At 64.1% G+C, this 25,590-nt stretch carries 19 protein-coding genes; 7 read left to right on the top strand and 12 right to left on the bottom strand.

Annotated elements, in window-relative coordinates; all coding sequences use genetic code 11:
- Positions 1 to 2,676, bottom strand: a 2,676-nt coding sequence (locus FJ418_RS26150; protein ID WP_181167095.1) for an Ig-like domain-containing protein, incomplete at its 3' end; no start/stop codon positions are given.
- Positions 2,677 to 2,999: 323 nt separating this feature from the next.
- Between FJ418_RS26150 and FJ418_RS26145 the strand changes: the two genes are divergently transcribed.
- Positions 3,000 to 3,950: a transglutaminase-like cysteine peptidase gene (locus tag FJ418_RS26145; protein WP_140870599.1), complete on the top strand. Its 951-nt coding sequence runs from the start codon at positions 3,000 to 3,002 to the stop codon at positions 3,948 to 3,950.
- Positions 3,951 to 4,045: 95 nt separating this feature from the next.
- Here the strand turns inward: FJ418_RS26145 and FJ418_RS26140 are convergent, their stop codons facing one another.
- The 4 genes from FJ418_RS26140 to FJ418_RS26125 are packed head-to-tail and all read right to left on the bottom strand — an operon-like array spanning position 4,046 to position 9,601.
- A complete protein-coding gene (locus tag FJ418_RS26140; protein WP_140710024.1) occupies positions 4,046 to 4,687 on the bottom strand; it encodes a ribbon-helix-helix domain-containing protein in 642 nt (213 codons plus the stop codon).
- Positions 4,677 to 5,966 (bottom strand): HlyD family type I secretion periplasmic adaptor subunit, encoded by a 1,290-nt coding sequence (locus tag FJ418_RS26135; RefSeq protein ID WP_140870596.1) that lies wholly within the window; start codon positions 5,964 to 5,966, stop codon positions 4,677 to 4,679. The genes FJ418_RS26140 and FJ418_RS26135 overlap by 11 nt, the downstream gene beginning before the upstream one ends.
- Before the next feature lie 15 nt (positions 5,967 to 5,981).
- A complete protein-coding gene (locus tag FJ418_RS26130; protein WP_140870594.1) occupies positions 5,982 to 8,114 on the bottom strand; it encodes a type I secretion system permease/ATPase in 2,133 nt (710 codons plus the stop codon).
- Positions 8,115 to 8,152: 38 nt separating this feature from the next.
- Positions 8,153 to 9,601 (bottom strand): TolC family protein, encoded by a 1,449-nt coding sequence (locus tag FJ418_RS26125; protein ID WP_140870591.1) that lies wholly within the window; start codon positions 9,599 to 9,601, stop codon positions 8,153 to 8,155.
- Positions 9,602 to 10,013: 412 nt separating this feature from the next.
- On the opposite strand from FJ418_RS26125, the gene FJ418_RS26120 reads away from it, so the two are divergent.
- Positions 10,014 to 11,354, top strand: a complete 1,341-nt coding sequence (locus FJ418_RS26120) for an NAD(P)H-dependent oxidoreductase (protein WP_140870588.1) — start codon at positions 10,014 to 10,016, stop codon at positions 11,352 to 11,354.
- A gap of 7 nt (positions 11,355 to 11,361) precedes the next feature.
- Here the strand turns inward: FJ418_RS26120 and FJ418_RS26115 are convergent, their stop codons facing one another.
- The 6 genes from FJ418_RS26115 to FJ418_RS26090 form a co-directional block, all read right to left on the bottom strand.
- Positions 11,362 to 11,649, bottom strand: a complete 288-nt coding sequence (locus tag FJ418_RS26115) for a PTS sugar transporter subunit IIB (protein ID WP_140647721.1) — start codon at positions 11,647 to 11,649, stop codon at positions 11,362 to 11,364.
- Positions 11,650 to 11,663: 14 nt separating this feature from the next.
- Positions 11,664 to 12,125 (bottom strand): PTS sugar transporter subunit IIA, encoded by a 462-nt coding sequence (locus FJ418_RS26110; RefSeq protein WP_140870585.1) that lies wholly within the window; start codon positions 12,123 to 12,125, stop codon positions 11,664 to 11,666.
- 186 nt (positions 12,126 to 12,311) lie between these two features.
- Positions 12,312 to 13,718: a PTS transporter subunit IIC gene (locus FJ418_RS26105; protein ID WP_140870583.1), complete on the bottom strand. Its 1,407-nt coding sequence runs from the start codon at positions 13,716 to 13,718 to the stop codon at positions 12,312 to 12,314.
- 321 nt (positions 13,719 to 14,039) lie between these two features.
- Entirely contained in the window at positions 14,040 to 14,855 is an 816-nt protein-coding gene (proC, locus tag FJ418_RS26100) for a pyrroline-5-carboxylate reductase (protein WP_140870580.1), read from the bottom strand.
- Positions 14,856 to 14,992: 137 nt separating this feature from the next.
- Positions 14,993 to 16,312, bottom strand: coding sequence for an O-antigen ligase (locus tag FJ418_RS26095; protein ID WP_140870577.1), 1,320 nt, complete (start codon positions 16,310 to 16,312; stop codon positions 14,993 to 14,995).
- Complete coding sequence (locus FJ418_RS26090) at positions 16,281 to 17,279, bottom strand: glycosyltransferase (RefSeq protein ID WP_140870573.1); 999 nt, start codon at positions 17,277 to 17,279, stop codon at positions 16,281 to 16,283. The genes FJ418_RS26095 and FJ418_RS26090 overlap by 32 nt, the downstream gene beginning before the upstream one ends.
- A 170-nt stretch (positions 17,280 to 17,449) precedes the next feature.
- Between FJ418_RS26090 and FJ418_RS26085 the strand changes: the two genes are divergently transcribed.
- Genes FJ418_RS26085 through FJ418_RS26075 form a run of 3 tightly spaced genes read left to right on the top strand, consistent with a single transcriptional unit; the run spans position 17,450 to position 20,333 of the window.
- The gene (locus FJ418_RS26085) at positions 17,450 to 18,622 is read left to right on the top strand and encodes a glycosyltransferase family 4 protein (protein ID WP_140870571.1); all 1,173 of its coding nucleotides are present in this window, start codon (positions 17,450 to 17,452) and stop codon (positions 18,620 to 18,622) included.
- Positions 18,619 to 19,413 carry a WecB/TagA/CpsF family glycosyltransferase gene (locus FJ418_RS26080; RefSeq protein ID WP_140870568.1) on the top strand — a complete coding sequence of 265 codons (795 nt, stop codon included), beginning with the start codon at positions 18,619 to 18,621 and terminating at the stop codon, positions 19,411 to 19,413. The genes FJ418_RS26085 and FJ418_RS26080 overlap by 4 nt, the downstream gene beginning before the upstream one ends.
- Entirely contained in the window at positions 19,410 to 20,333 is a 924-nt protein-coding gene (locus FJ418_RS26075) for a DUF6492 family protein (protein WP_140870565.1), read from the top strand. The genes FJ418_RS26080 and FJ418_RS26075 overlap by 4 nt, the downstream gene beginning before the upstream one ends.
- Before the next feature lie 124 nt (positions 20,334 to 20,457).
- Here FJ418_RS26075 and FJ418_RS26070 read toward each other — a convergent pair whose 3' ends face one another.
- Positions 20,458 to 21,753: a lipopolysaccharide biosynthesis protein gene (locus FJ418_RS26070; protein WP_140870562.1), complete on the bottom strand. Its 1,296-nt coding sequence runs from the start codon at positions 21,751 to 21,753 to the stop codon at positions 20,458 to 20,460.
- 199 nt (positions 21,754 to 21,952) lie between these two features.
- On the opposite strand from FJ418_RS26070, the gene FJ418_RS26065 reads away from it, so the two are divergent.
- The gene (locus tag FJ418_RS26065) at positions 21,953 to 24,454 is read left to right on the top strand and encodes a GumC family protein (protein WP_140870559.1); all 2,502 of its coding nucleotides are present in this window, start codon (positions 21,953 to 21,955) and stop codon (positions 24,452 to 24,454) included.
- Between the two features lie 236 nt (positions 24,455 to 24,690).
- A complete protein-coding gene (gene folD, locus FJ418_RS26060; RefSeq protein ID WP_140870556.1) occupies positions 24,691 to 25,590 on the top strand; it encodes a bifunctional methylenetetrahydrofolate dehydrogenase/methenyltetrahydrofolate cyclohydrolase FolD in 900 nt (299 codons plus the stop codon).

The raw sequence follows: 25,590 nt of genomic DNA, 5'->3' as shown, positions 1-25,590 counted from the left end.
CCCTGTCTCGACATTGCCGGTCACCGTCTCGCCCGACTGCGCCGCGTCCGTGTCGGCCTTGGCCGTCGGCACGTCGTCCTTGATGGAGATGGTGATGGTTGAGGTGTTGGTGTTGCCGAAGGCGTCCTGCACCGTAAAGGTGAATGCGTCGGTGCCGCTCTGGATGTTGGTGCCGTTGTCGCCGGCCGGGGCGTTCGCCTCCGGCGTCGTCAGTGTGTAGGTGTAGTGGCCCGTGGCGTCGATCGTCAGATAGCCATAAGTGCCCTGGATATGGGTCGAGCCGTCGGCCGCGCCCGAGCCACCGGTGCCGCTGGCGCCGGTCACAACCGGGCTGTTCGGATCGTTAAGCGTCAGGTTGCCGGTCGCCGTGGTCGGATGCGCCGGATCACCGGCATGGCTGCCGATGGTTGCAAGGCCGGACTCGTCGACCTGGCCCGTCGCCGCCACAGGCTGCGGCTGGCCATTGGTCACATTGATCGTCAGCGTCGCCGGCGAGGTATCGCCGTCGCCGTCCTTGATCGTGTAGGTGAAGACGTCGTTGCCCGTCGTCGTGTTCGCGAAGGCCTTGTAGCTGTAGGAGCCGTCGGCCTGAACCGTCAGCACGCCATGGGTGCCCGTCACCGTCGTCACGCCGGCATTGGTCACCGCGTTCGTCCAGGTGATCGACGCGATGCCGTCCGCGCCCGCCGTGTCGGCCGCGCCGAGACCATGGGTGCTTGTCCCTGTCTCGACATTGCCGGTCACCGTCTCGCCCGACTGCGCCGCGTCCGTGTCGGCCTTGGCCGTCGGCACGTCGTTGACGATGTCGATCGTGAGCGTCGTGGAAGCGGGGTCGCCGTCGGAATCGACCACCTTGACGGCGAAATCGTCATGCGTGCCGTTACCGGTGGTGCTGTCAAGCAGCGTGTAGGAATAGGTGTAGCCGGTCCCCGGCGTGCCGGTGATGGTCAGGTCGCCATACTGGCCGTGCACCAGGATGCCGCCGGCCGCGTTCGTCACCTCGATCTGGGTGTTGTCCTTGTCGGTCACGTAGAGGTGGCCGATCGTGTCGCCGCCGGTGGTGATAGCCAGCGCGCCGGTCGTGGTCTCGCTGGTGTCGCTGTTGTTGTTGGCGTCGTTGTCGGCGATTTCGCCCGAACCCGCAGGCAGGCCGTCATGCGGCGGAAGGCCGGCCTCGCTCGCCGCGCTGTGGCCGTTCGCATCGGGATTCTGCGGCGTCACATCGATGGTGGGCGTCGAATCCGGCTTCAGATTGATCGTCACCGTCGCCACCGACGGGTCGCCGTCGCCATCGACGATCTGGTACTGGAACGTCACCGTGCCCTGTTCGCCGGCGGCCGGCGTGTAGGTGAAGGTGCCGTCATTGTGATAGGTGACCGTGCCGGAGCCCGTCAGCGAGTTCGCCACCAGGCTCACCTTCGTCGGGTCGGCGATGTTGACGCCGTCCGCGCCGGGCACGTCGTTGGCGAACACGTCCACCGTCACCGGTGCGTTCTCGGCTGCCTGCGTAGCCACATCATTATGGGCTGTCGGCACGTCGTCGACGATCTGCACCGAAAGCGTGCCGGGGAGCGAGACGTCACCGTCGCTGTCGGTGACTGTCACCGTAAAGTTGTCGAAGGTGGAATTGGTACCGGCGCCGTCCGGATGCTGCGCGCTATGCTCCAGCGTGTAGGTGTAGCTCACTTGGCCGGTGGCGGCGTCGTAGCCGTTGATGGTCAGCTTGCCGAGCGGCGTGGTGATGTTGATCGGCGTCGACGCGCTGTTGGCAAGCTCGGCGCCTGAGATATTCGTGCCGTTGATGTTCACCGAGCCGATGCCGTCGGGCGAGTTGATGGCGAACGTGCCGCTGTTGATCTCGGACTGGTCGGTGTTGGGGGCGGGATCCTGCGCCTCGCCCGAGCCTTCCGACCCTGAGCTTGCCGGCAGCCCCTTCTCGTTGACGGTGGTGTCGCCGCCGCTGGTCGATGGCGTCAGGTCGAGGATCGTCGGCGTCGAGTCCGGCAGCAATCCCGGGAACAGCTCGCGATGTTCAGGCTGGCCGAACGCCAGGTCCGTCGGCGGCAGCAGCGACGTCAGGCCGAAGCCGTCGCCGATCCCGCCGGCGGGATGTTCGAAATTTCCGCCCGCGCTGCCCGGCGAGCCGTTGCCGCCAGCCGAGATCGAGCCGTCGGCGCCGAAGGCGACATCGACATGGCTTGCCTCGAGCGCGGCGATCAGGGCCACGCGCGGCACCTCGACGTCGCCGAGGATGAAGGTCGGCACATTCAGTGCGGCGTCCTTGATGACGATCTGGGATCCGTCGGGCTGCGTGAGGACGAGATCATGTCCGTCGACTTTGATGTTGTCGATCGACACGCTGGCCGGAAGCTTTACGACGTTGCCGGCCTCGACGTGATATTCATGTGGGATATTCCCTGCCGCTGCATTTGCCGCCGTTGCGGGAGCGTTGGAAGCAGGGGCCTTGGCATCGGCCGCCGGCTGGTTCGCGGCTGGCGCATTGGCCGTGCCCTGCGCCGGCACGCCGCTGCCGACGTCGACCGGCACCGGCTCGCTTGCAGCCTGGCCGGTGGTCGCCTGCGCGACCTGGACACCCGTGGAAATATGATTCTCACCAGCGCTCGTGTGCTCGTCCCAGGAATTTGAAACGGCGTCGAATTCGATATTGGTTGTCATAGCTAAAGCCCCTCCGGCATTTCCCGGAAAGAGACATGTCAGGCCTGGACTTTGCAACAGACATTCAATCTATTTCATATACTCGAATATGTAGAGAATCGCATTTTTTACACTTGGTAAATCGCGATGATATATCTGGATATGCATGATCTTAAGGAAGGCGGGATTGACCGCGCCGCGCGCCTCCGCCTTGGTAAATGAAAGTATAAATTTGAATAAAATTTGACGCAAAACAGAATAGAGTGATTCGCGGAAATTTACCTACCTTCCTTTCCGATAATTTGAGACAAGATTGGTAGCGTCCACAGTCAAAGGTGGGCGTTATGAAAATACAAAAAGCAGCCCCGACGGGGATCAAGGTTCTCTTGCTGGCGATCGGCCTTGCCGGTTTGGCAAATCCGTCGTCCGCCGGCGCGAATCCGGGCCCGGATCCGGTCCTGCAAAAGGTGCTTGCGCCGGCGAGCCTCGGCGGTGTTTCGCTGGCCCGGCCGCTGCCTTGGCGGGCGGCCACCGCTTACCGGATCGCGGAGGTTTCGGCAGGCTACGCGCCGGCAGCGGCTTACGCGGTTGAAGCGCGCTCGAGCGCCGAGGCCGATCCCGGCATCGACCCGATCCAGACCGCCGCGATCATCCCCGGCGTCTTCGGCTCCGTCGCTTTGTCGATGCGCAACTTTCCGGTCGCGGCGCGCTGGACTCCCGTCTACAAGGCCATCGTCGATTGCACCGCCGGCAGCGTCTGCGACCGCGAGAGCCCGGCTTTCGCCGAGATCATCAACATTGCCGCCGACAAGGGTTTTCGCGAGAAGCTCGCTTTCGTCAACAGCAGCATCAACCGCCTGATCGCCTATCGCAAGGACAGCGTCGTCTACGGCAAGCTCGACTATTGGGCGAAGCCTTCGGAAATCCTCGAACATCGCGCCGGCGATTGCGAGGATTTCGCCATACTCAAGATGGCGGCGCTGCTCAGGGCCGGGATCCCGGCGCAGAGCATGTCGCTCGTGGTGCTCCAGGATCGCCGCCGCAAGTTCTTCCATGCCGTCCTGTCGGTAAGCACGGGAAGTGGCGCCTTCATCCTCGACAGCCTCGGCAACGCCGTCTTGCGTGATAGCGAGCTGCCCGACTATGTTCCGCTCTATTCCTTCAGCATGGATCGCGCCTGGATCCATGGGTCGAAGTCCGGCGCGCAGATCGCCGGCATCGCCGGCGGCTTCGCGACGGTGGCGCCCGGCGAAGGCTCGCCGCAACCATCGGCGGCTTCGAGCCTGAGGCAGTAGACTCGAGCGGTTCAGCGTCTCACCGAAAATACACGGTCGCCTATTGTCTTCACGCATTCCGCACTGAAAACCGCCAGGAAATGCGTAGCTCTAAATTAGCCGTTGTAGACGAAAGCCATCAGCAGTTCCGGCTCGGTGACAGGCGCGCGCACGGCGCTGAGCTGGCCGCGATAGCGGCGCTCGCCCGCGCCGATGACGAAGCCGCTGGTGACCGGCGTTTCGCCATTGGCGTCGAGGCGGGCGAAGATGTCGGGAACGTTGAGGTCGAGCGCCAGCTTCAGGTCCTGGCGCCCATCCTCGCCCGGCGCGCTCGGCAACTGACGCCTGACCAGTTGCTGGAACGGCGTGTTGAAGGCCAGGATCTTCTTCGACGAAGACAGCGCGAAGGCGGGCGAGGGGCAGGCGATCAGGATTGCATTGATCGTGCGGATCGAAGCAAGCTTGCGCAATTCCATGCTTTCCTCAGCGAGGCCGCGCATGCAGGCGACGCGGATCGCCGAGGTGAGATTGCCCTGGTCGGGATGGTGTTCGGCGATCTCCTCGACCAGCATGCCGATCGTGCATTTTCGGCTTTCGGCCATCTGCTTCAGCGACACCCAGAAGGCGCGCTCCAGTCGGATGCCGCGACGCACGCCGCCGCGCGCTACGACGCGAAATTCCGGGCCGAAATCCTCGGCCGCGAGCGCCGGCAGCAGCCGTTCCCGCGAGGTGTCCGGATGGATGGCGCTATCGCTCACTCATTGCCTCCTGACGCGCCTTGTTGATGGGCTTCAAAAGATAGTTGAGGATCGTCTTGCGTCCGGTCTTGATGTCGACCGAGCAGATCATACCGGGGATGATCGAATAGGTCTTGCCGTTCCTTGTCAGCGTCGACTTCTCGGTGGCGACCCGCACCTGGTAGTAGGGCTCGCCCGTCTTCTGGTCGACGAGGCTGTCGGCAGTGATGTTGGAGACCTTGCCCTCGATGCCGCCGAAGATCGAGAAATCATAGGCCGTGACCTTGATCAGCGCCTCCTGGTTCGGCTGGATGAAGGCGACGTCGCGCGGCGAAACCCTGGCCTCGACCAGCAGCGTTTCGGATGTCGGCACGATGCCGGCCACGACCGCGCCTGGCTGCACGAAGGCGCCGAGCGTGTTGACGTCGAGCGTGTTGACGATGCCGTCGACCGGTGAGCGGATGTCGGTGCGCGCCACCTTGTCGGTGGCGCCGCGGATGGTTTCGTCGACCACGGAAAGATCGGCGAGCGCCTGCGTCAGGTCGCTCAACGCCTCCTGCTGCAATTGCAGGCCCAATTCGTTCACCTGAAGCTGCGCCTCGGTGATAGCCGACTTGGTCTTCTTGATGGTCTCGCCGGCCAGGATCAACTGCCCGTGAAGGTCGGTCTGTTCCCGCTCGACGCGGATCTGTTCGGTCTTGGCCATCAGGCCTTTCTTGACCATGGGTTCGACCAGCGCCGCTTCCTGGTCGGTGACGGCAAGGCTCTTGGACAGGCGGTCGGCATTGGCGGTGGCCTCGTCCAACTCCTTCTCGCGCTGGTCGAGGCGCGATTTGAGAACCGACAGCTTGACCTCGAAATTGTCGCGGCGCGCCACAAGCAGCTTTTGCTCGTTGTCGCAGATCTCCGGCGCGACTTTCTGGATTTCCACAGGGCAGGGAAACGACCCTTCGGCACTGCCGCTCTGCTCGAACTGCAGCCTGGCGATGCGCGCCTGCAGCGCTCGCGCCTTGGCCTTCTCTTCGCCAAGGCTCGAAGTATTGCCCGAATTGTCGAGACGGATGATGAGGTCGTTCTTCTTGACGATCTGGCCGATCTGGACGGCGATCTCCTGCACGACACCCGGTTCGCTGGCCTGAATGATCTGCGTCTTCGAAGCGGGTATCACCTTGCCGTCGCCGCGTGCGATCTCATCCACCTCGGCGAACGACGCCCAGGCCGTGAAACACACGAACAGCGCTCCGACGATGTAGACGGACGCCGAGGCGAATAGGGGTGGCCGGTCTTCCCTTGCTAGCATGTCCATGCGTTCCGGTCAGGCATTTGCCTTCTGCAATGCCTGGATGACTTGTTCCTTCGGCCCGTCGGCGACGACGCGGCCCTGATCGATGACGATGAGGCGGTCGGCAAGTTCCAGCATGCTGTAGCGATGGGTCGACACGATCAGCGTCGTGCTGCGGTCGAACGCCACCTTGAGCTGCTTGATCAACTGCCGTTCGGAAGCGAGATCCATCGAACCCGATGGCTCGTCCAGGAAGACGATCTTGGGCTTGGTCAAAAGCAGCCGCGCGATTGCCACCGCCTGCCTTTGTCCGCCCGAGAGACTGGTGCCCCGCTCGCCGACATTCATGTCGTAGCCGCGCGGATGCCGCGAGACGAAGTCGTCGACGCCGGCGGCCTTCGCCGCATCGATGATCTCCTCGTCGGTGGCTTCCGGCGCCGCCATCAAGAGGTTCTCCTTGATGGTTCCCGAAAACAGGTCGCCGGCCTGAGCGACGATGCCGACCGCGGCGCGGACCTCCGAGGGATGGTATTGGCGGATATCGATGCCGTCGATCAGCAATTCCCCCGACGTCGGCAGGAAAAGCCGGCCGATCAGCCGGCCCATCGTGGTCTTGCCGGAACCGATGCGGCCGATGATGCCGACCCGCTCGCCGGGCCTGACCGGGATGTTGAGCCCGCTCAGAACCTCGTTTTCCGTGCCCGGATAGGCAAAGCCGACATTCTTGAAGACCAGCGCCCCGCTGCGGATCGGCCGATTGACGAAACCGACCGTATCGGGGCGGTCCTCTGGCTGCGACATGATCGTGTTGATGATCCTGAGCGACAGCATGGCCTGGCGGAACCGGGCAAGCGTGATGGCGATCTGGCCGAGCGGCGCCACGGCGCGGCCGGCCAGCATGACGGTGCCGATGATGGCGCCTGTCGAGACATGGCCTTCCGAGAACGCATAGGCGCCGCCAACCACCAGGGCGACCGTCACGAATTGCTGGATGGCGCCGGTGATGTTGCCCGCCGCCGCCGAGAGCTCCTTGATTTTCTCCGACGTGTTGGCCGCGTTCTTCGAGTGCTCGCCCCATTTGCGCAGCAGATAGGCTTCGGCGCGCAGGGACTTGATCGTCTCCAGCGTTGAAATGGACTCGACCAGCAGCGCCTGGCGTTGCGACGCCTCGTTCATCGAGGCCGCGACCCGCTTGCCGATTCGCCGCTGCGTGATCAGTCCGACGATGACGGAGATGACGAAGGCCAACGCCGGTATGATCACCAGCCAGCCGCCGATGGCATAGATGACAGCCAAGAAGACGAAGACGAAGATCGTATCGATGAAGACGCTGACCGTGTTCGAGGTGAAGAACTCGCGCACGAACTCGTATTGCGTGACGCGGTTTGCATATTCGCCCGTCGACCCGGGCCGCGCCGAAAGCGAGGAATTCAGCACTTTTTCGAACAGCAGATAGGAGATACGCAGATCCGCCTTGCGGCCGGCATAGTCGATCAGCGACGCCCTGGCCGTCTTGAGCAGCAGGTCGAACAGGATGGCCGCGCCGATGCCGAGCGCCAGCACCCACAGCGTCGAGATCGCCTTGTTGGGCAGGATGCGGTCGTAGACGTTCATGGTGAAGATCGGCGAGGCGATCGCCAAAAGATTGATGAAGACCGCCGACAGCACCACTTTTGAATAAGTGCGCCAGAACGACCCCATGGTGCCGGTCAGCCAGTGGCGCCTTTCGATCCGCGCCGCGGTGCCGACCGTCATCTCTTCGGCCTGGTTGGCATAGGTGATCGAGAAGGATGTGCCGCCGCTGATGTAGCTTTCGGCGAGTTCCGACCTGGCGATCGTGGTGCGGCCGTTTTCCTGCGGCGCCGTCAGATATTGCCCGTCCTCCATTTCCGCCAGGAGGGCGACCGGCAATTGGCTGACGCGGAAGATGATGGCCGGAAGATCGAAGCGGCCACGCAGGAAATCGCGATGGCTGAAATCCTGGACCTCCAGGCCGATGCGCTCGGCCAGGTGGCGGATTTCGTCGGGCTCGATGCGCGTCTCCGAAATCGGCACGCCGGCGAACAGCACGGTTTCCGCGCTCGGCCTGCCGAGATAGGCAGCGACAGCGCAGAAGCAGGCTTTGAAAGCCTCCTTGGGCGATAGGATATTAGGTTGCTGGTTCACGATCCGCCCCGAAGGACCGAAGATCGATGCTACATCGGCTACTTTTTCCTGACCGGCGCGAGGATGTCGAACGGCAGATCGTTCTTCTGCTCCGACGGCGTCCGCGCATAGGTCTCGGTATCGGCCGTAGCCGGCACACCGAATTCCTCACGGGCGTAGGCCGCGGCCTGCTTGGCCGGCTGGACGTTGAGTGTCTTCAGCAATTCGCCGGTCGCGGCCAGCAGCCGGTACTGGGCAAACAGCGACGCGTAGGACGACGTGTCGGCCAGTGTCGCGGTGTTGAAGCGCGTGTTCTGGGCATCGAGCACATCGAGCAGCGAGCGCTGCCCGACCTTGAACTGCTCGCGATAGGAGGCGACCAGCTTTTCATTGGTGGCTGCCTGCTGCCGCAGCGTCTTTGCCAGTTCCGCCTGGCGGAAGCGGCGGTCCCACGAGGTGCGCACGGCTTCCTCGATCTCGCGCAGCACCTGGTGCATCGCAAGCCGCTGCTCGCTGGTGCGGCGAATCTGTTCCTGTTCGTTGGCCTTGTCGATGCCGCCGCGATAGAGGTTCCAGCGCAGCACCACCCGGGCCTGCAGGTCGCTCGCGTCGCCATTGTCGCCGTCGATGTCATAGCCGCCCCGGGCGACGCCTTCGGCGGTGATCGTCGGGCCGTATTTCGCCCGCGCCGCGTCAACCAGCGAAGCGGCGGCATCGATGTCGCTGTTGGCCATATGGACGCGTGGATTGTTCTGCCTGGCGAGCCCGATCGCATCGTCCAGCGACCGCGGCAGGGCGGCTGCGACATCGGCCGGCCGCGACGCGTTGGTCAGCGGCTTGCCGACATTCTTGAAGAAGCGGATCTTGGCCGCCTCGAGTTCTTCGGTCGCTTCCTGCATCCGCGCCTTGGCCGCATAAAGGCGTTCCTCGGCCTGCTGCCGGTCGGCGTCGTTGAGCGCGCCGCCCGCGATGCCTTGCTTGATGTCGCCGAGGATGGACTGATGAAAGCCAAGGTTCTTCTTGGCTTCGGCCACGATCGAAGCCTGCAGCATGTATTCCAGATAGTCCTGGACGACTGCGAGCCCGATGAACTCGGACCGTTCCAGAACCCTGAAGGAAGCGCCGTCGACCCGCGAGGCCTGGCGGTTCAGTTCGGCCCGCCTTGCGCCACTGTCATAAAGCGTCTGCGAGACCGTGAGATCGGCCTCGTTCGGATAAAGCGCTTCATGATCCTGGTCGAGCGCTCGCCGTGTATCGTTGTCCAGGCGGCGAACGCCGGTCGATGCTTCCAGATCGACGCTGGGAAGATAAAGGCCTTTGGCCTGTCGCAGCTCGAATTCGATCGCTTCGCGGTTTTCGATCGCCTGTCCAATCTCCGGATTGGATTCCACAGCGACGGCAACGGCTTCTTTGAGTGTGAGTGCGCTGGCGCTACCACAAGCCAGCATCGACACCGTGACAGCAAGCGCAACGCGCCAGCCGACGGTAATTTTACCCGTCCTGGTCATTTCTACCCCGCGACTATCCCCGCGCCATTGTTTTTTTATTGGCGCTTATTTGCCCAAGCCTGCCACCGGAGCTTTCGGCCAGTATCTATCAGATTTTTCGAGGTTGTGAGCATATAATGGATTAGACACCCCTTAAAAGTACGATTTCGGACATTAGGGCCAAAACCTGTAGCAAAAATGGCACAGAAACCGGGGGCGGCCGTCGGACTTTTCCCGTTCAAAGAGCGCTGCAATGGTTAATGGCCGGAAAGAAACGGCGAATCGTGCGGCGGCCATGCACAAGCTCCCGCAAAATCTGCTGCGGCCTTGCAAAGCATGCGCAAGAAATCGCCATTTCAGCCTGGTTTGATTGGCAAAAGCGGATCGTTCCCTGTATTGCGGGCCGAAGCAAAAAAGCCGTGGATTTTCTTGCATGACCAATGTCGCCTTGACCGGGCTTGCCCGCGATCTTGCCCGGCGCGCCGCCGAGGGCAGGCCGGTGCGCATCGGCGTCATCGGGTCCGGCGAGATGGGTACCGATCTGGTGACGCAGGGCATGCTGATGCCGGGCATTTCGATCGCGGCCATTTCCACGCGGCGCCCGCACACCGCCCGCGAGGCGATCCGCATCGCTTATGGCGACGAGGCGATGGCGGCTGAGGCCGAGACCGGCTCCGGGGTCACCCGGGCGATCGAGAGCGGCAGGATCGCCATCACCTCGAACGAGATGCTGGTCACCAACCCGCTGATCGACGTCGTCGTCGACGCCACCGGCAAACCCGGCGTTGCTGCCGATTTCGACCTGATGGCCATGCAGCATGGCAAGCATCTGGTGATGATGAATGTCGAGGCCGACGTGACCATCGGCTGCTACCTGAAGCATCAGGCCGACCGGTTGGGTGTCGTCTATTCGGTCGGCGCGGGCGACGAGCCGTCGAGCTGCATGGAACTGATCGAGTTCGCCTCGGCGCTTGGGCTAGGCATCGTCGCGGCCGGCAAGGGCAAGAACAATCCGCTCAACCATGACGCCGTTCCGGACGATTATCGGGAAGAGGCGGCGCGGCGCAACATGAACCCGCGCATGCTGGTCGAGTTCGTCGATGGCTCGAAAACCATGGTCGAGATGTGCGCCATCGCCAATGCCACCGGCCTGGTCCCGGATGTCCCCGGCATGCACGGCCCCAAGGCCGATCGCGATCAACTGGCCAAGGTTTTGATCCCACGGGAGGACGGCGGCCTCCTGTCGAGGAAGGGCGTCGTCGACTATACGATCGGCAAGGGCGTGGCGCCCGGCGTCTTCGTCATCGTCGAGGCGATGCATCCGCGCGTTGTCGAGCGCTTGGACGATCTCCATGTCGGCCACGGCCCCTATTACGGCTTGTTCCGGCCCTTTCACTTGACTTCGCTGGAGGTGCCGCTCACCGCCGCCCGCATCATGCTCCACGGCAAGCCCGACATGGTGCCTCTGGCGAGACCGGTGGCCGAAGTCTGCGCGGTCGCCAAGCGCGACCTTGCCGCGGGCGAGACCTTCGATGCCATCGGCGAGACCTGCTACCGCTCCTGGACCATGACGATTGCCGATGCGCGCGCCAGTCGTGCCGTGCCGGTCGGTCTGCTCGAAGGCGGCAAGGTGCTGAAGTCTGTCAGGAAGGGTGCGTTGTTGACCGAGGACAATGCTGCGCCGGACCGGACGACGAGGCTCTACGCCCTGCGCCGGCTGCAGGATGACATGCTCTACGGAGCGAAGGTTGCTTCACCAGCCCTGTCAGGATGAGCCGCTGCTATTTGCGCAGCTCCGCCTCGATGTCGTCAAGCGCCTTGTCCTTGCCGATGCCGGTGAGGAAGGGGAGCCCTTTGATCACCGGCTTGGTCACGGATGCCGAGATGGGCGTTGTGGCGACGATAAAGTCGACGCTATCGGCCAGTCCGGGCACTTCCGTGGCCTTGGCCTGCTGCGCGTGAAAGGTGAGGCCGCGCTTCTTCATTGCCTCGGTCACCGCGGCATTGACCGCCGTCGAGGTCGCGACGCCCGTGCCGCAGGCAAAAAGAATGGTTTTCTGTCTGGACATGTTCTTTCCTCTTGTCAGCTGAGAATGGCGCGGACGTCATCGAAGGTCCTGGCCGTCCTCAAGCCATCCAGCACCGCGGGATTCTGGATGGTGGCCATGACGGTCTGCAGCGTGTCAATCTGCTTGTCCTTGTCATTGATGGCAAGCAGGAACACGAAGCCCACCGGCAGCTTCTCGTCGGGATCTTCCATATTGGCGAAGATGACGGGTCGCTTGAGCGTGCCCATCGCCACCCCCGGTTTCAGCACATGTTCCGGGTCGGTGTGCGGCACCGCGACATTGTCGGTGCGCTCCAGCGGCAAGCCTGTCGGGATCGTCATCTCGCGCCGCACGACGGCGTCGGCATAGCTGCTCTTGACGTAGCCCAACGCTTCCAGCCTGGAGGCCAGCCTGCGGATGATCTCCTCATTGGTCGAGGCGTCGGAACCGAGGACGACCGCCTCTGGGTCCAGGAGCTGGATCAGGCCATTCGACAAGGGCTACTCCATTTGATGCGAACCGTGCGCCCCGCCGTATAGGCTTCGGGGCGCACGATCGTTTCAGTTTCAGGCTAGAGCATGATCCCGAAAAGTGGGAACCGGTTTTCGGAGAAAGATCATGCTCCAACAAAGAGTTGGATCGTGACGGCGATTCAACGAAACGCCATCACGATCTAAACCGGTTCAGGCAGTGCCTTCGGCCGGCTCGTCCTCGGCGCCGGCGGCGCGTTCCCAGCCGAGCGGGTTGCGGCGGTAGAACAGGAACAGTGCCGCGATGACCACCGCGATGATGACGATACCGATGATACCGAGCCCCTGGATCGCTTCGATGATCACATAAGGAACCCAGAGGAACCCGTCGACCACGGAGGTGATCTGCAGCGCATCCGCCGGCAGCTTGAAGCCCGACGCGACGGCAGCACTTGTGAACAGCGGCGCCAGCGCGTTGGCGACGTAGAAGCCGACGGCCAGCGTCACGGTGCCGATGACGACCATGCGAAAGACGTTGCCCCTGACCAGCGGCGCGGTCATCGCGACGATGAACGGAATGACGGCGAGGTCGGCGAACAAGATGACGCGGTTGCCGGGCAGGATGATCGACAGGATGATCGCGATCGGCACCAGGATCAGCGACGACGAGATCGCCGCCGGATGGCCGATCAGAATGGCGGAATCGAGCCCGACCAGCAGCTCGCGGTCGCCGGTGCGCTTGCGCACGAATTCCTGCGCGGCGTCCGAAACCGGGAGCAGGCCTTCCATCAGGATCTTCACCATGCGCGGCAGGAGCAGCATCACCGCCGCCAGCGTCATGCCGGTGCCGAGCACCTTGGCCAGCACGGTGCCGAGATCGCCGGCGTTGTAGAAGGCGATCAGGCCGAGCACCAGGCCGATGATGAGCCCGAGTATCACCGGCTCGCCGAAGACGCCGAAGCGGCGCTCGATGGTCTCGGTGCTGATGTTGATGCGGTTGATCCCGGGGATACGGTCCATGATCCAGTTGAGGACGATGGCGATCGGCAGAATCTGCGCCGAGGCGAGATGCGGCACGGAAATGCCGGGCACGCCGTAGAACTGCTGCACCGCGCGCGCCGACCAGTCGGCGAAGAGCAGCGCAAGCGCCGCGACAAGCGCCGCAATGATGATGCCGTATGCCAGATTGTTGGTGGCGGCGACGACCAGCGAGCCGACGAAGGCGAAGTGCCAGAAATTCCAGACGTCGACATTGAGCGTGCGTGTCATGCGCGTGAGCAGAAGCACGATGTTGACCAGGATGCCGACCGGAATGACCCAGAGGCCGACCGACGAACCGAAAGCGATCGCGGCGGCGGACGGCCAGCCGACATCGATGATGTCTCGATGGATGCCGGTGTTGGTGACGATCGCCTTGGCGACGTCGCCGATCGAGGTGAACATCAGGCCGAGCACGAGATTGATGCCGATGAACGCGACGCCGATCGTGATGGCGGCGCGGAAGGCCTTGCTGACCCTGGCTCCAAGGACCACGGCGATGATGAAAATGACGATCGGCAAGAGCACTGTCGCGCCGAGCGTGTCGATGGCTCCTTTTAAGCCTGCAAGTATGGTGTCCATTCTACCTCCCCAGGGGCATCGGCTTCGGCTCGAAGCATGAATGATGCCCGCAACTCAATGACGCCTCGGCCCTCCCGGCCGAGGCACTCCCCACTCGCCGACGAGGCCGGCATGTTCAGTCGAGCGAATGAACATTTGCTTCTGTCAGCGAACGAAAGTTTTATCTGGGTGACCTATGCCAAAGTCAATCGGCAATCCTTGGGCCAAAGGGAAACCCACCGATTGTTTGGGGAACCGGTTAGCCGGTATAGCAATCGTCGATCCGGCCTGGCCGGCTGGGCGCACGCCAGGCTGGGCTGTTTCCCGGATCGTGTTAGGGTGCTACTTGCCCAGCTCTATCGACCTGAGCCGCGCCGCTTCCACGGCTTCGGTGACGAGCTTCGTCAGCCGGTCGCCGCCCATCAGCACGGCAAGCGCGGCGGCGGTCGTGCCGTTGGGGCTGGTCACCTGCTGGCGCAGCACGCCTGGCTCCTCGTCTGCTTCGGCGGCAAGCGAGGCGGCGCCGAAGACGGTCTGCATGGCAAGCAGCTTGGCGGTCGCGGCGGGCAGGCCGGCCTTCTCGGCGGCTATCGTCAGCGCCTCGATGAAGTGGAAGATATAGGCCGGGCCGGAGCCGGAGACGGCGGTCACGGCGTCCATGAGGCCTTCGTCGTCGATCGTCGTCACGACGCCGCTCGCCGAAAGCAGTTCGGCAACGAAACGGCGGACGTCGTCGGAAACCAGCGGGTTGGAAAAAACCACCATCATGCCCTTGCCGATCGCCGCCGGGGTGTTCGGCATGCAGCGGATCACCGGCGCGAGCTCGCCCAGAATTTCCTCGAAGGTGGCGACCGGCGTGCCGGCGGCGATGGAGAGAAAGCTGGTCCTGCCGTCGCCGAAGCGCTTGTAGTGCGCCGTCACCTCGCGGATCACCTGCGGCTTTACAGCGATGACGACAAGATCGGGCACGGCGTCGGCCGGGATAGCTGCAGCCTCGGCCGCGGCATGGCAGCCGAGATGTTCGGCGCGCCGGCGCAGTTCCGCGTTGGGCTCGACCACGAACACCGCTCGCGGCTCGAGCTTGGCGGATTTCAGCCAGCCCGAGAGCATGGCGTAACCCATATTGCCGCAACCGGCGAGAACCAGCCTGATCGTCATGAAAACCTCCGTAAGAAGGCTCTCCTTAGACGGTTGCGGCGCAACGGAAAAGGGCAGTCGGCAGGAGATCGATCGGCCAGGTCGAGGCAATTCCAGGAAAGTGTCCAGCGGCTTTCCGTCCGGAATTGCATAACCAATTAGTTCGAAGAGCGAACCGGGATCGGTCGCAGCGAGACTTGTCTCAGGCCAAGCACGCCCAGCACGAAGAACAGCCAGACGGGATCGCCACGGTGGAAGAAGAAGCTCTCCAGGAAACCGTTCAGCGCCGTGAACAGCACCACCATCATGAAGAAATCGCCGAGGAAGATGTTTTCCTTGCGCGCCGGGATGCGCATGTAATCGCGCAAGGGGGCGATCAGGAAGGTGTAGACGGCGACGCAGAGCGCCGGGATGCCCATCAGCACGGCGATGTCGAGATAGCCGTCGTGACCGTGAACGATGGTGCGGATATCCCAGGGCCGGTCGAAGGGCTGATCCTGGTTGAGCAGCAGCGGCGTGCCCCAGAAGCTTTCATAGCCGTAGCCGGTCCATGGCTTCTTCGCCAGCATCTCGCCGGCGAACTCCCAAAGCGTCGTGCGTCCCGTATAGGTCAGGTTCGGGAAATAGATCGCCGCCAGATGCTTCACCGGCGGGATGAAGACGATGCCGAGCGTGCCGACGGCCGTGGCCACGATCGCCAGCGCGAACAGGATCGGCGTGCCCAGCCGCATGCCAATGAGGCTGGGCAGCACCACGATCATGATCGAGAACGGGATCAGCCCGGCGGTCGTCTTGGAGCCGGTGTGCAGCATGAAGATCATCGCCGCGCAGAAGATGCCGGCACCCCACCAGCGCTGGCCGCGCCGGAACAGATAGAGCCCGGCGAAACTGAAGCAGGCCATCACCGGACCGGCGATGTTCTTGTGCGTGAAGACGCCGCGCCACAGGCCGGCATGCTCGGGCTCCTGCGACTCGGCGGTATGCAGCGCCTCATGCGGGAAGACGATCAGTCCGATATAGGAAAGGCCGATCACCACGACGGCGGTGAAGATCACCACCCTGGCGAAGGAGTCGGCGTCGCGCGGCAGCACCAGGATCGTCGCCATGGTGATGATGCCGATCATGGTGAAGGAGGCGGCGCGCATCGCCGCGGGCGGATCGGTGGCGAGCACCACCGACAGGAAGAAGAAGCCCAGCATCAGCGCCCAGGACGGGCTCACCAGCGAGCGCACCACGCGCGGATCGGCGAAGGCGAGCAGCGAGAAGATGGAGACCGCGCCGAGCGAGCCGAAGCCGAGCTGGTTGACGATGTCGCCGCCGTCGCCGGTCAGCTCCGCGCCTGCCGGCTGGAAGGGCCGGAACGAGACGATGATGAGGGTGAACAACAGCGCGGCGATAGCCGTCGCCAGACCTTCCCTGGTGAAGGCGGCGCTGAGCGGGGCGCGCTCAATTCTTCTCAGGCTGTCGGTATTGCTCATTGGCATATCCGAATTCGGCAAGCACCCGGCCGAGCGCGACATAGACCGGGTAGAGGCCGCTCGTCAGCGAGCCGGTGCGCGCCAGCCGGACGGCGCCGCGCAACGGCGAGGCCGCAAGCAGCGCCAGGCTCTTCAGGAAAACCTTGGGGCCGGCAAGCGGCGTGCCGGCCCGCTTCTTCTTTTCGACCAGCGTAGAGATCACGCCATTGCGCAGGCTGCGGGCGCGGATCCAGTCGGCCTCGACGCGCCGGGCCGGAACGGTCTCGTTGACCTTTGCCTCGGCGCACCAGCCGAGCAAGAAGCCTTTCTGCGCGGAGCGACTGAGGAAGTCGGAGTCGCCGCCGCCCATGAAATTGAACCGCAGATCGAGGAAGGGCGGTCCCATCGCCTGAAGCACGTTGCGCCTCACCAGCAGGTTGCCGGACGAATAGAGCGCCGGCACGCGGCCCGTTTCACGATAGGGTGGTGCAAAGACCGGATGTCCGGCCCATCTGGCGTGGCTCGGATCGGCAAAAACCGGCACTTGCGGGCCGCCGACGATGTCGGCGCCGAGGCTCTCGGCGGCGTTGCACATGCGCTCCAGCCAGTCTGGCTCGGCGATCTCGTCATCGTCGATGACCAAAAGGTGCTTGAAATTGGGAAACTGCAGGATCGCCGTCTGCCAGCCGGCATTGTAGGCGCTGCAATTGCCACGCTCATGCGCGATGATCACGATGCCTGGCATCTCGCCGCTTTCGAACAGCGGCAACACCGCCTTGGCGCCCTCGCGCGCCTCGGCCTCGTTTTCCATGACGATGACGGCAAAGCGCCTGCCGGTCCGCTGCGCCTTGATCGAAGCCAGGGTTTCCAGCACCTGCTTCGGCCGCTTGAAGGTCGGCAGCGTCACGACCGCCTCGACGGTCTCGGCGGCAAGCCCCGGCGACCGCCCCGCGATCGATACAGAAGCGTCGGACGGCAAAGGGATCATCCGTTTCCAGCAGCGTGGGTTCCGCGCCCTCGATAGCATCGCGGTGATAACGCTTCGTTAATCACCTTGTCGTCCGCCTGTCGGAAAAGTCGGGTCTTCGGCCTTTGACAGTGCCATTTAATCAAGGCTTCACCGCGTTTTGCTACCGGCTGCAGCCAAGGATAGGTGAAATGCATCTGCTGTTCGCCACATCGATCGTGCCTGATGGCGCTCTCGCCTCGGGTTACGAGATTGCCAACGCCGCGATCATCGACGCGCTGCGGCGGGCCGGCGTGCGCGTGACGGTGATAGGCTTCATCTGGCCGGGAAAGGCCCCGTCCGATCCCCAGAACACCATCGTGCTCGACGCCGTCGAGGTCCGCACCGAAAGCGCTTCGCCGCTGCGCAAGCTTGCCTGGCTGGGCAAGGCGATTCTCTCAGGCCTTACCTTTTCCTCGGTCAAGCTGCGCGTCGTTTCGGACGGCGAAGTCCGCGCCGCCATCGAGCGCGCCGGTCCCTTCGATGGCTACGTCCTGAACTCGGTGCAGTTCGCCGGTGCCTTTGAGAAGGTTCTCGCCGATCGTCCATTCGTCTTTGTCGCGCACAATGTCGAGCATCGCTCGGCCGAGGAAAATGCCGCCGCGGCCGGCAGCGCGCTGCAGCGCTGGATGTTCCGTCGCGAGGCCAGGCTCCTCAAGGTCATGGAGGAGCGCCTCTGCGGCGCCGCGCGCTTTGTCTTCACGCTGGCCGAGGAAGACCGCGCCGCACTTGGCGTCGCCTCCGACCGACGCTCGGCGGTGCTGCCGCTGGTGACCCGCGCGCAGGAGCCCGCAAGCAAGGCGAAGCGCCATGTCGATTGCGACGCCGCGCTGATCGGCACCTGGACCTGGCAGCCGAACCGCATCGGGCTCGATTGGTTCCTGAGCAAGGTCGTGCCGCATCTGAAGCCGGATTTCCGCGTCAGGATCGCAGGCCACATGCCTGCCGGCGTCAGCTCGCCGCATCCCGGCGTTTCCTTCGTCGGCAGGGTTCCTGACGCGCAGGCCTTCGTGCGTGGCGCCGCCGTCATTCCCTTGATCAGCACCGCAGGCAGCGGGGTGCAGCTGAAGACCATCGAGACCTTCGAGCTCGGCCTGCCGTCCGTCGCCACCAGCCGCTCGCTGCGCGGCATCGGCTATCGTCCCGACAATTGCGTGGTGACCGACGATCCGATTGCCTTCGCCGCTGCTCTCCAGGCGGCCGCGGCCAATGTCCGCGACGTCGACGGCAGCGCTTTCCATCGCCGCCAGCTCAAGGCGCTCGATGCCGCGATCGGGCTTGGCCTGGAGAAGCTCGGCGCCGTCACCCAGGAGGTCGCCGCATGAACATGCACACCGCGCGCGCCGCCTTCGGCTTCGACACGCTCAAGACCATTTTGGGCATTCCCGTGCTTGCCATACGCTGGGACGAGGCCATCGCCTTGCTCACCAGGCTGATCGACGAGCGTCGCTTCACCAAGGTGAGCTTCCTCAACGCCCACAATGCCAACCTTGCCTGCACCGATCCGGTCTTTGCCGAGGCGCTGGAAAACTTCCTCATCCTCCCCGACGGCGTCGGCGTCGACATGGCGGCAAAGCTGCTTTACGGCGCGCCTTTCCCCAGCAACCTCAACGGCACCGATTTCATTCCGGCCTTCCTGCAGGCCTCGTCGCACCCGCTGACGGTGGCGCTGCTCGGCACGACGCGCGCCAATGCCGAAGCCGCGTGTGCGAAGCTTTCGACGCTCGCCATGCAGCACGAATTCGTCGTCATCCATGACGGCTTCTTCTCCGCCGCCGAGGAGCCGGCGGTCATCGAGCGCATCGCCAGGCTGCGGCCCGACGTGCTCCTCGTCGCGATGGGCGTTCCGCGCCAGGAATTGTGGATCGAACGCCACATCGACAGCCGCCATTGCACCCTGCCGGTCGCGGTTGGCGCGCTGCTCGATTTCATGAGCGGCTCTGTGCCGCGCGCGCCGCTATGGCTGCGCCGGCTGCGGCTTGAATGGCTGTTTCGCCTGTGGATCGAGCCCGGCCGCCTGTGGCGCCGCTACATCGTCGGCAATCCGGTCTTCCTGTGGCGCGTCGTCAGGCAGAAGCTGTCGCTCGGGCCGCGGCCAGCGGACGCGCGCCGGTGAACAGCCGCTTCGTGCCGGGCACCTCCACCGCCATCGAACCGCTGCCGCGCATGCCCCTGGCTGCGATCGTCACGGCGAGCTACGCTCCCGATTTCGAGCGCTGCCGGCTTCTGTGCGAAACCATCGACCGCCATGTCACCGGCGTGGCGCATCATTACATCCTCACCGAGCATCGCGACGTCGCGCTGTTTCGCCAGCTGGAAGGCAGCCGTCGCAGCATCGTCGACGAGCGGGACCTGTTGCCGCGCTGGCTGCGCGTGTTCGACGATCCGCTGAGCGGCTTCCGCCGCCGTGTCTGGCTGAGCCTCAAAACGCAGCCGCTGCGCGGCTGGCATGTGCAGCAGCTGCGCCGTATCGCCATTGCCGGGCAGGCAAAGGAAGACGTGCTGGTCTTCTGCGATTCCGACGTCGCCTTCCTGAAACCCTTCGACACCGGCGCTTTCTGGCGCGACGGCAAGGTGCGGCTGTTCCGGCGCGACGGCGTGCTGTCGAACGATGGACATGACGAGCATCGCATCTGGTCGCGCAATGCCGGTGCCGCGCTCGGCATCGATTCTGCCAATCAATCGAGCCACGACTACATCTCGACGCTGATCGCCTGGCGCCGCGAGACGGTCAACGCGATGTGCGAGCGCATCGAGAAGGTGCATGGCCGCGACTGGGTCGGCGTCGTCGGTTCGGCGCGCCAGTTCTCCGAATGCATGATCTATGGCCGCTATGTCGACGACGTGCTTGAAGGCGCCGGCCATTTCCATGGTTCGCAGGAATTCTGCCGCGTCCATTGGAACGGCGAGCCGCTGTCTGATGAGGAATTCCGCCGCTTCGTCGACACCATGGCGCCGCAACAGGTGGCGATCGGCATGCAGTCCTTCATCGGCACCGATATCGGCCGCATCCGCCGCCTGATCGGGCTCGAATAGTTCTGACAGATCCGAAACGTCCGGAACCTGGGATGACGACCTCGGAGGCTTCGCCCCCAATACCGGACATTTGCGATGGCCCGTTCGGTCAAACGAACGGCAAGCTTGGCTGCCAACAGGTAGGCTAAATCGCTTTCGCCGGCCGGCGCATCGCCGAATAGGTCAGCAGCATCGAGGCGAGATAGAGCAGCAGGAAGACGATGTTGAGTGACAGCACCAGATTGGCCGTGTCGGGGATCGTTGTCAGCACATAGGTCAGCAGAACCGCCTTCAATCCGGCGAGCAGGCCGAGATTGATCGCCCGCACTGCCGTCTGGCCGCGCGCGAAGAGCAGCTCGGCCTGGTATTCGACGAGGTTGCGCAGGCCGGGCACGCAGACCGCCAGCGCCACCAGCGGCGCTGCCTCGGCGACATTCTTGCCGAGCGCGTTCGGGAAGAAATGCAGCACGATGCCGAGCGATACCAGCGCCAGCGTCGAGACCAGGAACACGCCACCCTCGATCCCGCTCTTGACCGCTAGCCGCGACAGAAGCTCCGGCGCCCGCATCATGCGCTGCACCAGCATCATCGAGAAGGTGCGGATCGGGATCGCGGTGAGATCGACCAGCCGCATGATGATGGCGTAGATGCCGGCCAGATGCGGCCCGCCGATCGACAGCACCAGGAGCTTGTCGAACTCCATCTGCAAATAGAACAGCACTTCGGATCCGGCGACATAGATGGAATCCGCGAGCCGCGTGAAATAAAGCTCGGCGCGCAGCCTCAGCCGCTGGCGCGGATAGAAGAAGACGAAGGCGACGATGAGTGAGGCGGCATTGGCGCCGATGTAGAACAGCGACCAGACGCCGATGCTGTGCTGCGCGCCAAGCATGAACAGGATCGCGCCGACTGCCCTGAGCGCCGTCGCCAGGATGGCGAGCACGGCCGCCCGCCCGAATTTGCCGAGCCCGTTGTTGACGATCAGCGCCACTTCGACCGGTCGCCACAGAAGCGCCTCCGCGAAGACGACCGCGGCGAAAGCCGACAGCGGCACGGTGCCGGAAAAGAAAATCAGGTAGACGATGTAGGATGCGGCGGCGAGGAACGGCAGCGACAAGACGCCGAGAAGCAGGAAACCGGCCGTGAATGTGCCGATCAGGTTGGGGCGGATGGTGGCGGTGCGGTATAGCGCCGAAATGAATCCGAAGGCGAGGATGCGCGACAGCATGATGCCGGCGGCCGACGCGGTCGCGAACATGCCGAACTCGGCGATCGAAAGCGTGTTGGCCAAAGCCACGAAATAGGCCAGCGAGAACACCAGCCGACCGCCGGCGCCGCTGATCGCCGAAAAATAGTCGGACACCAGTTTCCGGCGGGTGGCCACGAAGTGGCCGATCCGCGCGAAGCTTCGCCTTTGCGGCATGTCGCTGGCCTGGGTCATGTCGGGGGCGATACATAGGCTGGAAAGTTTAACGCGGCGTTCTGGCGCCCGTCCCGGCGACGCTGAAATGCCGTGAGCAAGGCGAAAAACTCTGCCCGCCGAGGTGCAAAATTAACCGTTTGTTTCCTATGCCTGTTTAGCGTGGCTTAACGATTGGCCGATCCGCACGCCCAAGCCGCAGAGAGTAAGTTCCAGGACAATGGTCGACAGGGATAACCGTGATGACTGGAGGCGCGAGCGTTCTCTGCTCGCGCTGGGCCAAGCCATGCGTGGCGACGACAAGACGGTCTCGATCGGCGACCGAGCCAATTCTTCCTGGCGCGAGGACGCAGCCGCGCGCCATCGCGCCGCTCGTTCCGAGCGCGAAGAAAAGTTAAACCCGCGTCCCACCGAGACCGGCGGGTTTGACCACGATCAGGCGGAACCGGATTCGGATCCGGCCGAAACCGGGGACGACCGGGCGGGAAGAAATCGGCCCGCTTCGTTCGGGCAGGGCTACGAGGCCACTGCGGAAGGCCGCCAGCCGCAGGCCACTCCCGAAGCTCGCCATGCAGGCCGGCCGCCTGCCGACGGCAATTCCGAGGAGTGGAAACCGCTGATCGACCCGATGCAGGTCGTTCACGGCGTCACGCGATCCAAGGCGTTGATCCTGTCGACAACCATCCTGGGCGCGGCGCTTGGCGTCGCCATCGCGTTGTCGACGCCGAAGAAGTATGAGGCCACGACCGACGTCATTGTCGACCCGCGCGACCTCAAGCTCACCGATCGCGACCTGACGCAGAACGTGGTCGCCTCGGATGCGACCCTCGCCATCGTCGAGAACCAGGTTCGCATCCTGACTTCGGGCACCGTTCTCAACAAGGTCGTCACGGATCTCAACCTTACCAACGACCCCGAATTCAACGGCCAGGGCAAGGGCGGCATCGGTCTGATGTCGACGCTGCGCTCGATCCTGTCGCGGCAGGATGCCGGCGCGGCGGACGAAGCGCGCAAGCGTGCGCTTGCGGTCGGCAGTCTGTATGACAGCCTCGATGTCGAGCGCGGCGGCAAGACCTTCGTGGTCTCGGTCAGCGCCACCACGCAGAACGCGGAGAAATCCGCGCTGATCGCCAACACCATGGTCAAGGCCTTCAGGCAGATCTCCAGCGAGATCCAGTCCAGCACGGCGGGCCGCGCCAACGACGAGCTCACCGCCAGGCTCGGCGAATTGCGCAAGGGCGTCGAGACGGCCGAACGCCAGGTCGAGGATTTCAGGGCGACGCACGACCTCGTCGACGCGCAGGGCCACCTGATCAGCGACGACCAGATGTTGAAGCTCAACGAGCAGCTTTCCGTCGCCCGCGCCCGCACGCTCGAGCTCAATGCCCGCGCCGCCTCGGCCCGCTCGCTGAACGTCAATTCGGTCCTTAGCGGCACCTTGCCCGAGGAAATCAACTCCAACATGATGAGCGAGCTGCGCTCGCAATATGCGGCGCTGAAGCAGGAAGCCGATCGCGCCGAGGTCAGGCTTGGGCCCCGCCATCCGGAGATCGAGGCGCTCAACGCCCAACTCGCCGGCGCGCGCGAGCGCATCAGCGCCGAGCTGCAGCGCATCGCATCCTCCCTGCAGGTCGACCTGAAGCGCTCCGTCCAGCTCGAGCAGGACCTGTCGTCGCGCCTGGCGCAGGCCAAGGTGCAGAGCGGCGACGTCAACAACAATCTGGTCTCGCTGCGCGAGCTTGAGCGCGAGGCCGCCGCCAAGCGCTCCGTCTACGAGCAGTTCCTGCTGCGCGCCAAGGAAACCGGCGAGCAGAAGGACATCAACACCGCCAATATCAGCGTCATCTCGGACGCCTATGCGCCGCTGCAGGCGAAGGGACCGTCGCGAGCGGTGATGGCCTTGGCCGGCCTGTTCGCCGGCCTGTTCGCCGGCATCGGCCTGGGCGCGCTGCGCGGCATCTATGCGAGCCTGCGCGAGACGGCCGATAACCGCTCGCGCCGCAGAGGCGATGAGCGCGCTCCAATGATGGAGAACAGTTCCAACAGGGCCGCTCCGCCGCCGCCACCGCTTGTGACGCCGCCGGCCCTACCTGTCGCCCCGCCTCCGGCTCGGTCATTCACACCGCCGCCGGCTCCGTCATTCACGCCGCCTCCAGCCGCATCTTACACGCCGCCGGCAAATGCGTCCTACACACCGCCGCCCGCCTCACCTCCAGTGCCGCCTCCGATGACGGCAGCCGCGCCGGCTCCAGTCCAGCCCGTCGCGCCACCGCCGGAACCGGCCAACGATGCCGGCCGTCCGGGGCTTTTCGGCTCGCTTGCCTCGGCGGTTCGCTATTTCGTGCGGCGCGAGCCGGCCGAAACGGTGGATATGGACTCTGTTCCGCCCGAAAGCGCCTGGCGCGCGCCCAGCCGGGAAGAGCGCTATTCTGGGGCTCAACCATCGGCGCGGGAGAATTTCCGGCCGCCATACGAGCAGGGCTATTCCTATTCGTACCGGCCGGACCATGGCCGGACCGATCCTTATGAGGATCGTTATTCGGCATCGGCGGCACCTTATCATCCGAGGTCGCCGGCCGCCGGCGAGGCCGACCAACCCCCCGCCGACCAGCCCCCCGCCGATCAGCAGGGCGAGATCGACGATATCCGCGCCAGCCTGCGCGAATTCCGCGAAGCGGTGCGCGAGCTGACCGAAAGCCGCACGCGCCGCCGCTATTTCTAAGGCGTCCGTGTTTCTAAACTGCCCGTATTTCTAAACGACTAGCGGTTCGATAAAAGCGGCCGGTTTCGGGTTTACGGCATCCGACGACGCTTTGACGGGATTGCCTTGTCGAATTTTGGTGAAAATGCCGCGCTGCATTTCGGCCGCAAGCGTCTCGCTTTGGTGGATCGACAATGCCGATCGAGGAAATGGGGCCATGCATCGATGCGGCCTCGAAGCGAAGCTGAGGGTTGGTGATGGCCGAAGTTATTGATGGAAAGAGCGTCGCCGAGGACGTGGTTTCGAAGGTCAAGGCTCTGACCGCGGAGCTGTCGGCCAAAGGCGCCACCAAGCCTGGCCTTGCGGTGGTGATCGTCGGTGAGGACCCGGCAAGCCAGGTCTATGTCGCTTCGAAATCGCGCACCGCCAAGGAATGCGGCTTCCATTCGCTCCAGCATACGCTGCCGGCCGATTCCACCGAGGAACAATTGCTGAAGATCATCGGCGATCTCAATACCGACAAGTCGATCCACGGCATCCTCGTGCAACTGCCGCTTCCCGGCCATATCGACGCCGGCAAGGTGATCCAGACGATTGCGCCGGAAAAGGATGTCGACGGCTTCCACTTCATCAATGTCGGCAAGCTCGGCACCGGCGAGCTCGAGACGGCCTTCGTGCCCTGCACGCCGGCAGGCTCGATGCTTCTGATCGAGCGTGTGCGCGGCAAGGACCTGTCCGGTCTCAACGCCGTCGTCGTCGGCCGCTCCAACATCGTCGGCAAGCCGATGGCCAATCTGCTGCTCGCCGCCAACTGCACGGTCACCATTGCCCACAGCCGGACCAAAGACCTGCCGGCGCTGGCCCGCACCGCCGACATCCTGGTCGCCGCCGTCGGCCGTCCGGAGATGGTCAAGGGCGATTGGGTGAAGCCCGGCGCCACCGTGATCGACGTCGGGATCAATCGCATCCCGGCGCCCGAAAAGGGCGAGGGCAAGAGCCGCCTGGTCGGCGACGTCGCCTATGCCGAGGCGGCCAAGGTCGCGGGCGCCATCACCCCGGTCCCCGGTGGCGTCGGGCCGATGACCATTGCCATGCTGATGGCGAACACTGTAGCTTCCGCCTACCTCGCGGCCGGGCTGAAGCGGCCGTCCTTCTGA

The organism is Mesorhizobium sp. B2-8-3 (genome assembly GCF_006440815.1).
GTDB lineage: Bacteria > Pseudomonadota > Alphaproteobacteria > Rhizobiales > Rhizobiaceae > Mesorhizobium.
This window is presented reverse-complemented; position numbering and strand designations above follow the sequence as displayed.

Coding starts and splice junctions, on each gene's coding strand:
- folD (WP_140870556.1), top strand. CDS start 24,691: ATGGCCGAAGTTATTGATGGAAAGAGCGTCGCCGAGGACGTGGTTTCG.
- FJ418_RS26065 (WP_140870559.1), top strand. CDS start 21,953: ATGGTCGACAGGGATAACCGTGATGACTGGAGGCGCGAGCGTTCTCTG.
- FJ418_RS26080 (WP_140870568.1), top strand. CDS start 18,619: ATGAACATGCACACCGCGCGCGCCGCCTTCGGCTTCGACACGCTCAAG.
- FJ418_RS26090 (WP_140870573.1), bottom strand. CDS start 17,279: ATGATCCCTTTGCCGTCCGACGCTTCTGTATCGATCGCGGGGCGGTCG.
- FJ418_RS26095 (WP_140870577.1), bottom strand. CDS start 16,312: ATGAGCAATACCGACAGCCTGAGAAGAATTGAGCGCGCCCCGCTCAGC.
- FJ418_RS26145 (WP_140870599.1), top strand. CDS start 3,000: ATGAAAATACAAAAAGCAGCCCCGACGGGGATCAAGGTTCTCTTGCTG.
- proC (WP_140870580.1), bottom strand. CDS start 14,855: ATGACGATCAGGCTGGTTCTCGCCGGTTGCGGCAATATGGGTTACGCC.
- FJ418_RS26125 (WP_140870591.1), bottom strand. CDS start 9,601: ATGACCAGGACGGGTAAAATTACCGTCGGCTGGCGCGTTGCGCTTGCT.
- FJ418_RS26115 (WP_140647721.1), bottom strand. CDS start 11,649: ATGTCCAGACAGAAAACCATTCTTTTTGCCTGCGGCACGGGCGTCGCG.
- FJ418_RS26120 (WP_140870588.1), top strand. CDS start 10,014: ATGACCAATGTCGCCTTGACCGGGCTTGCCCGCGATCTTGCCCGGCGC.
- FJ418_RS26105 (WP_140870583.1), bottom strand. CDS start 13,718: ATGGACACCATACTTGCAGGCTTAAAAGGAGCCATCGACACGCTCGGC.
- FJ418_RS26085 (WP_140870571.1), top strand. CDS start 17,450: ATGCATCTGCTGTTCGCCACATCGATCGTGCCTGATGGCGCTCTCGCC.
- FJ418_RS26070 (WP_140870562.1), bottom strand. CDS start 21,753: ATGACCCAGGCCAGCGACATGCCGCAAAGGCGAAGCTTCGCGCGGATC.
- FJ418_RS26135 (WP_140870596.1), bottom strand. CDS start 5,966: ATGCTAGCAAGGGAAGACCGGCCACCCCTATTCGCCTCGGCGTCCGTC.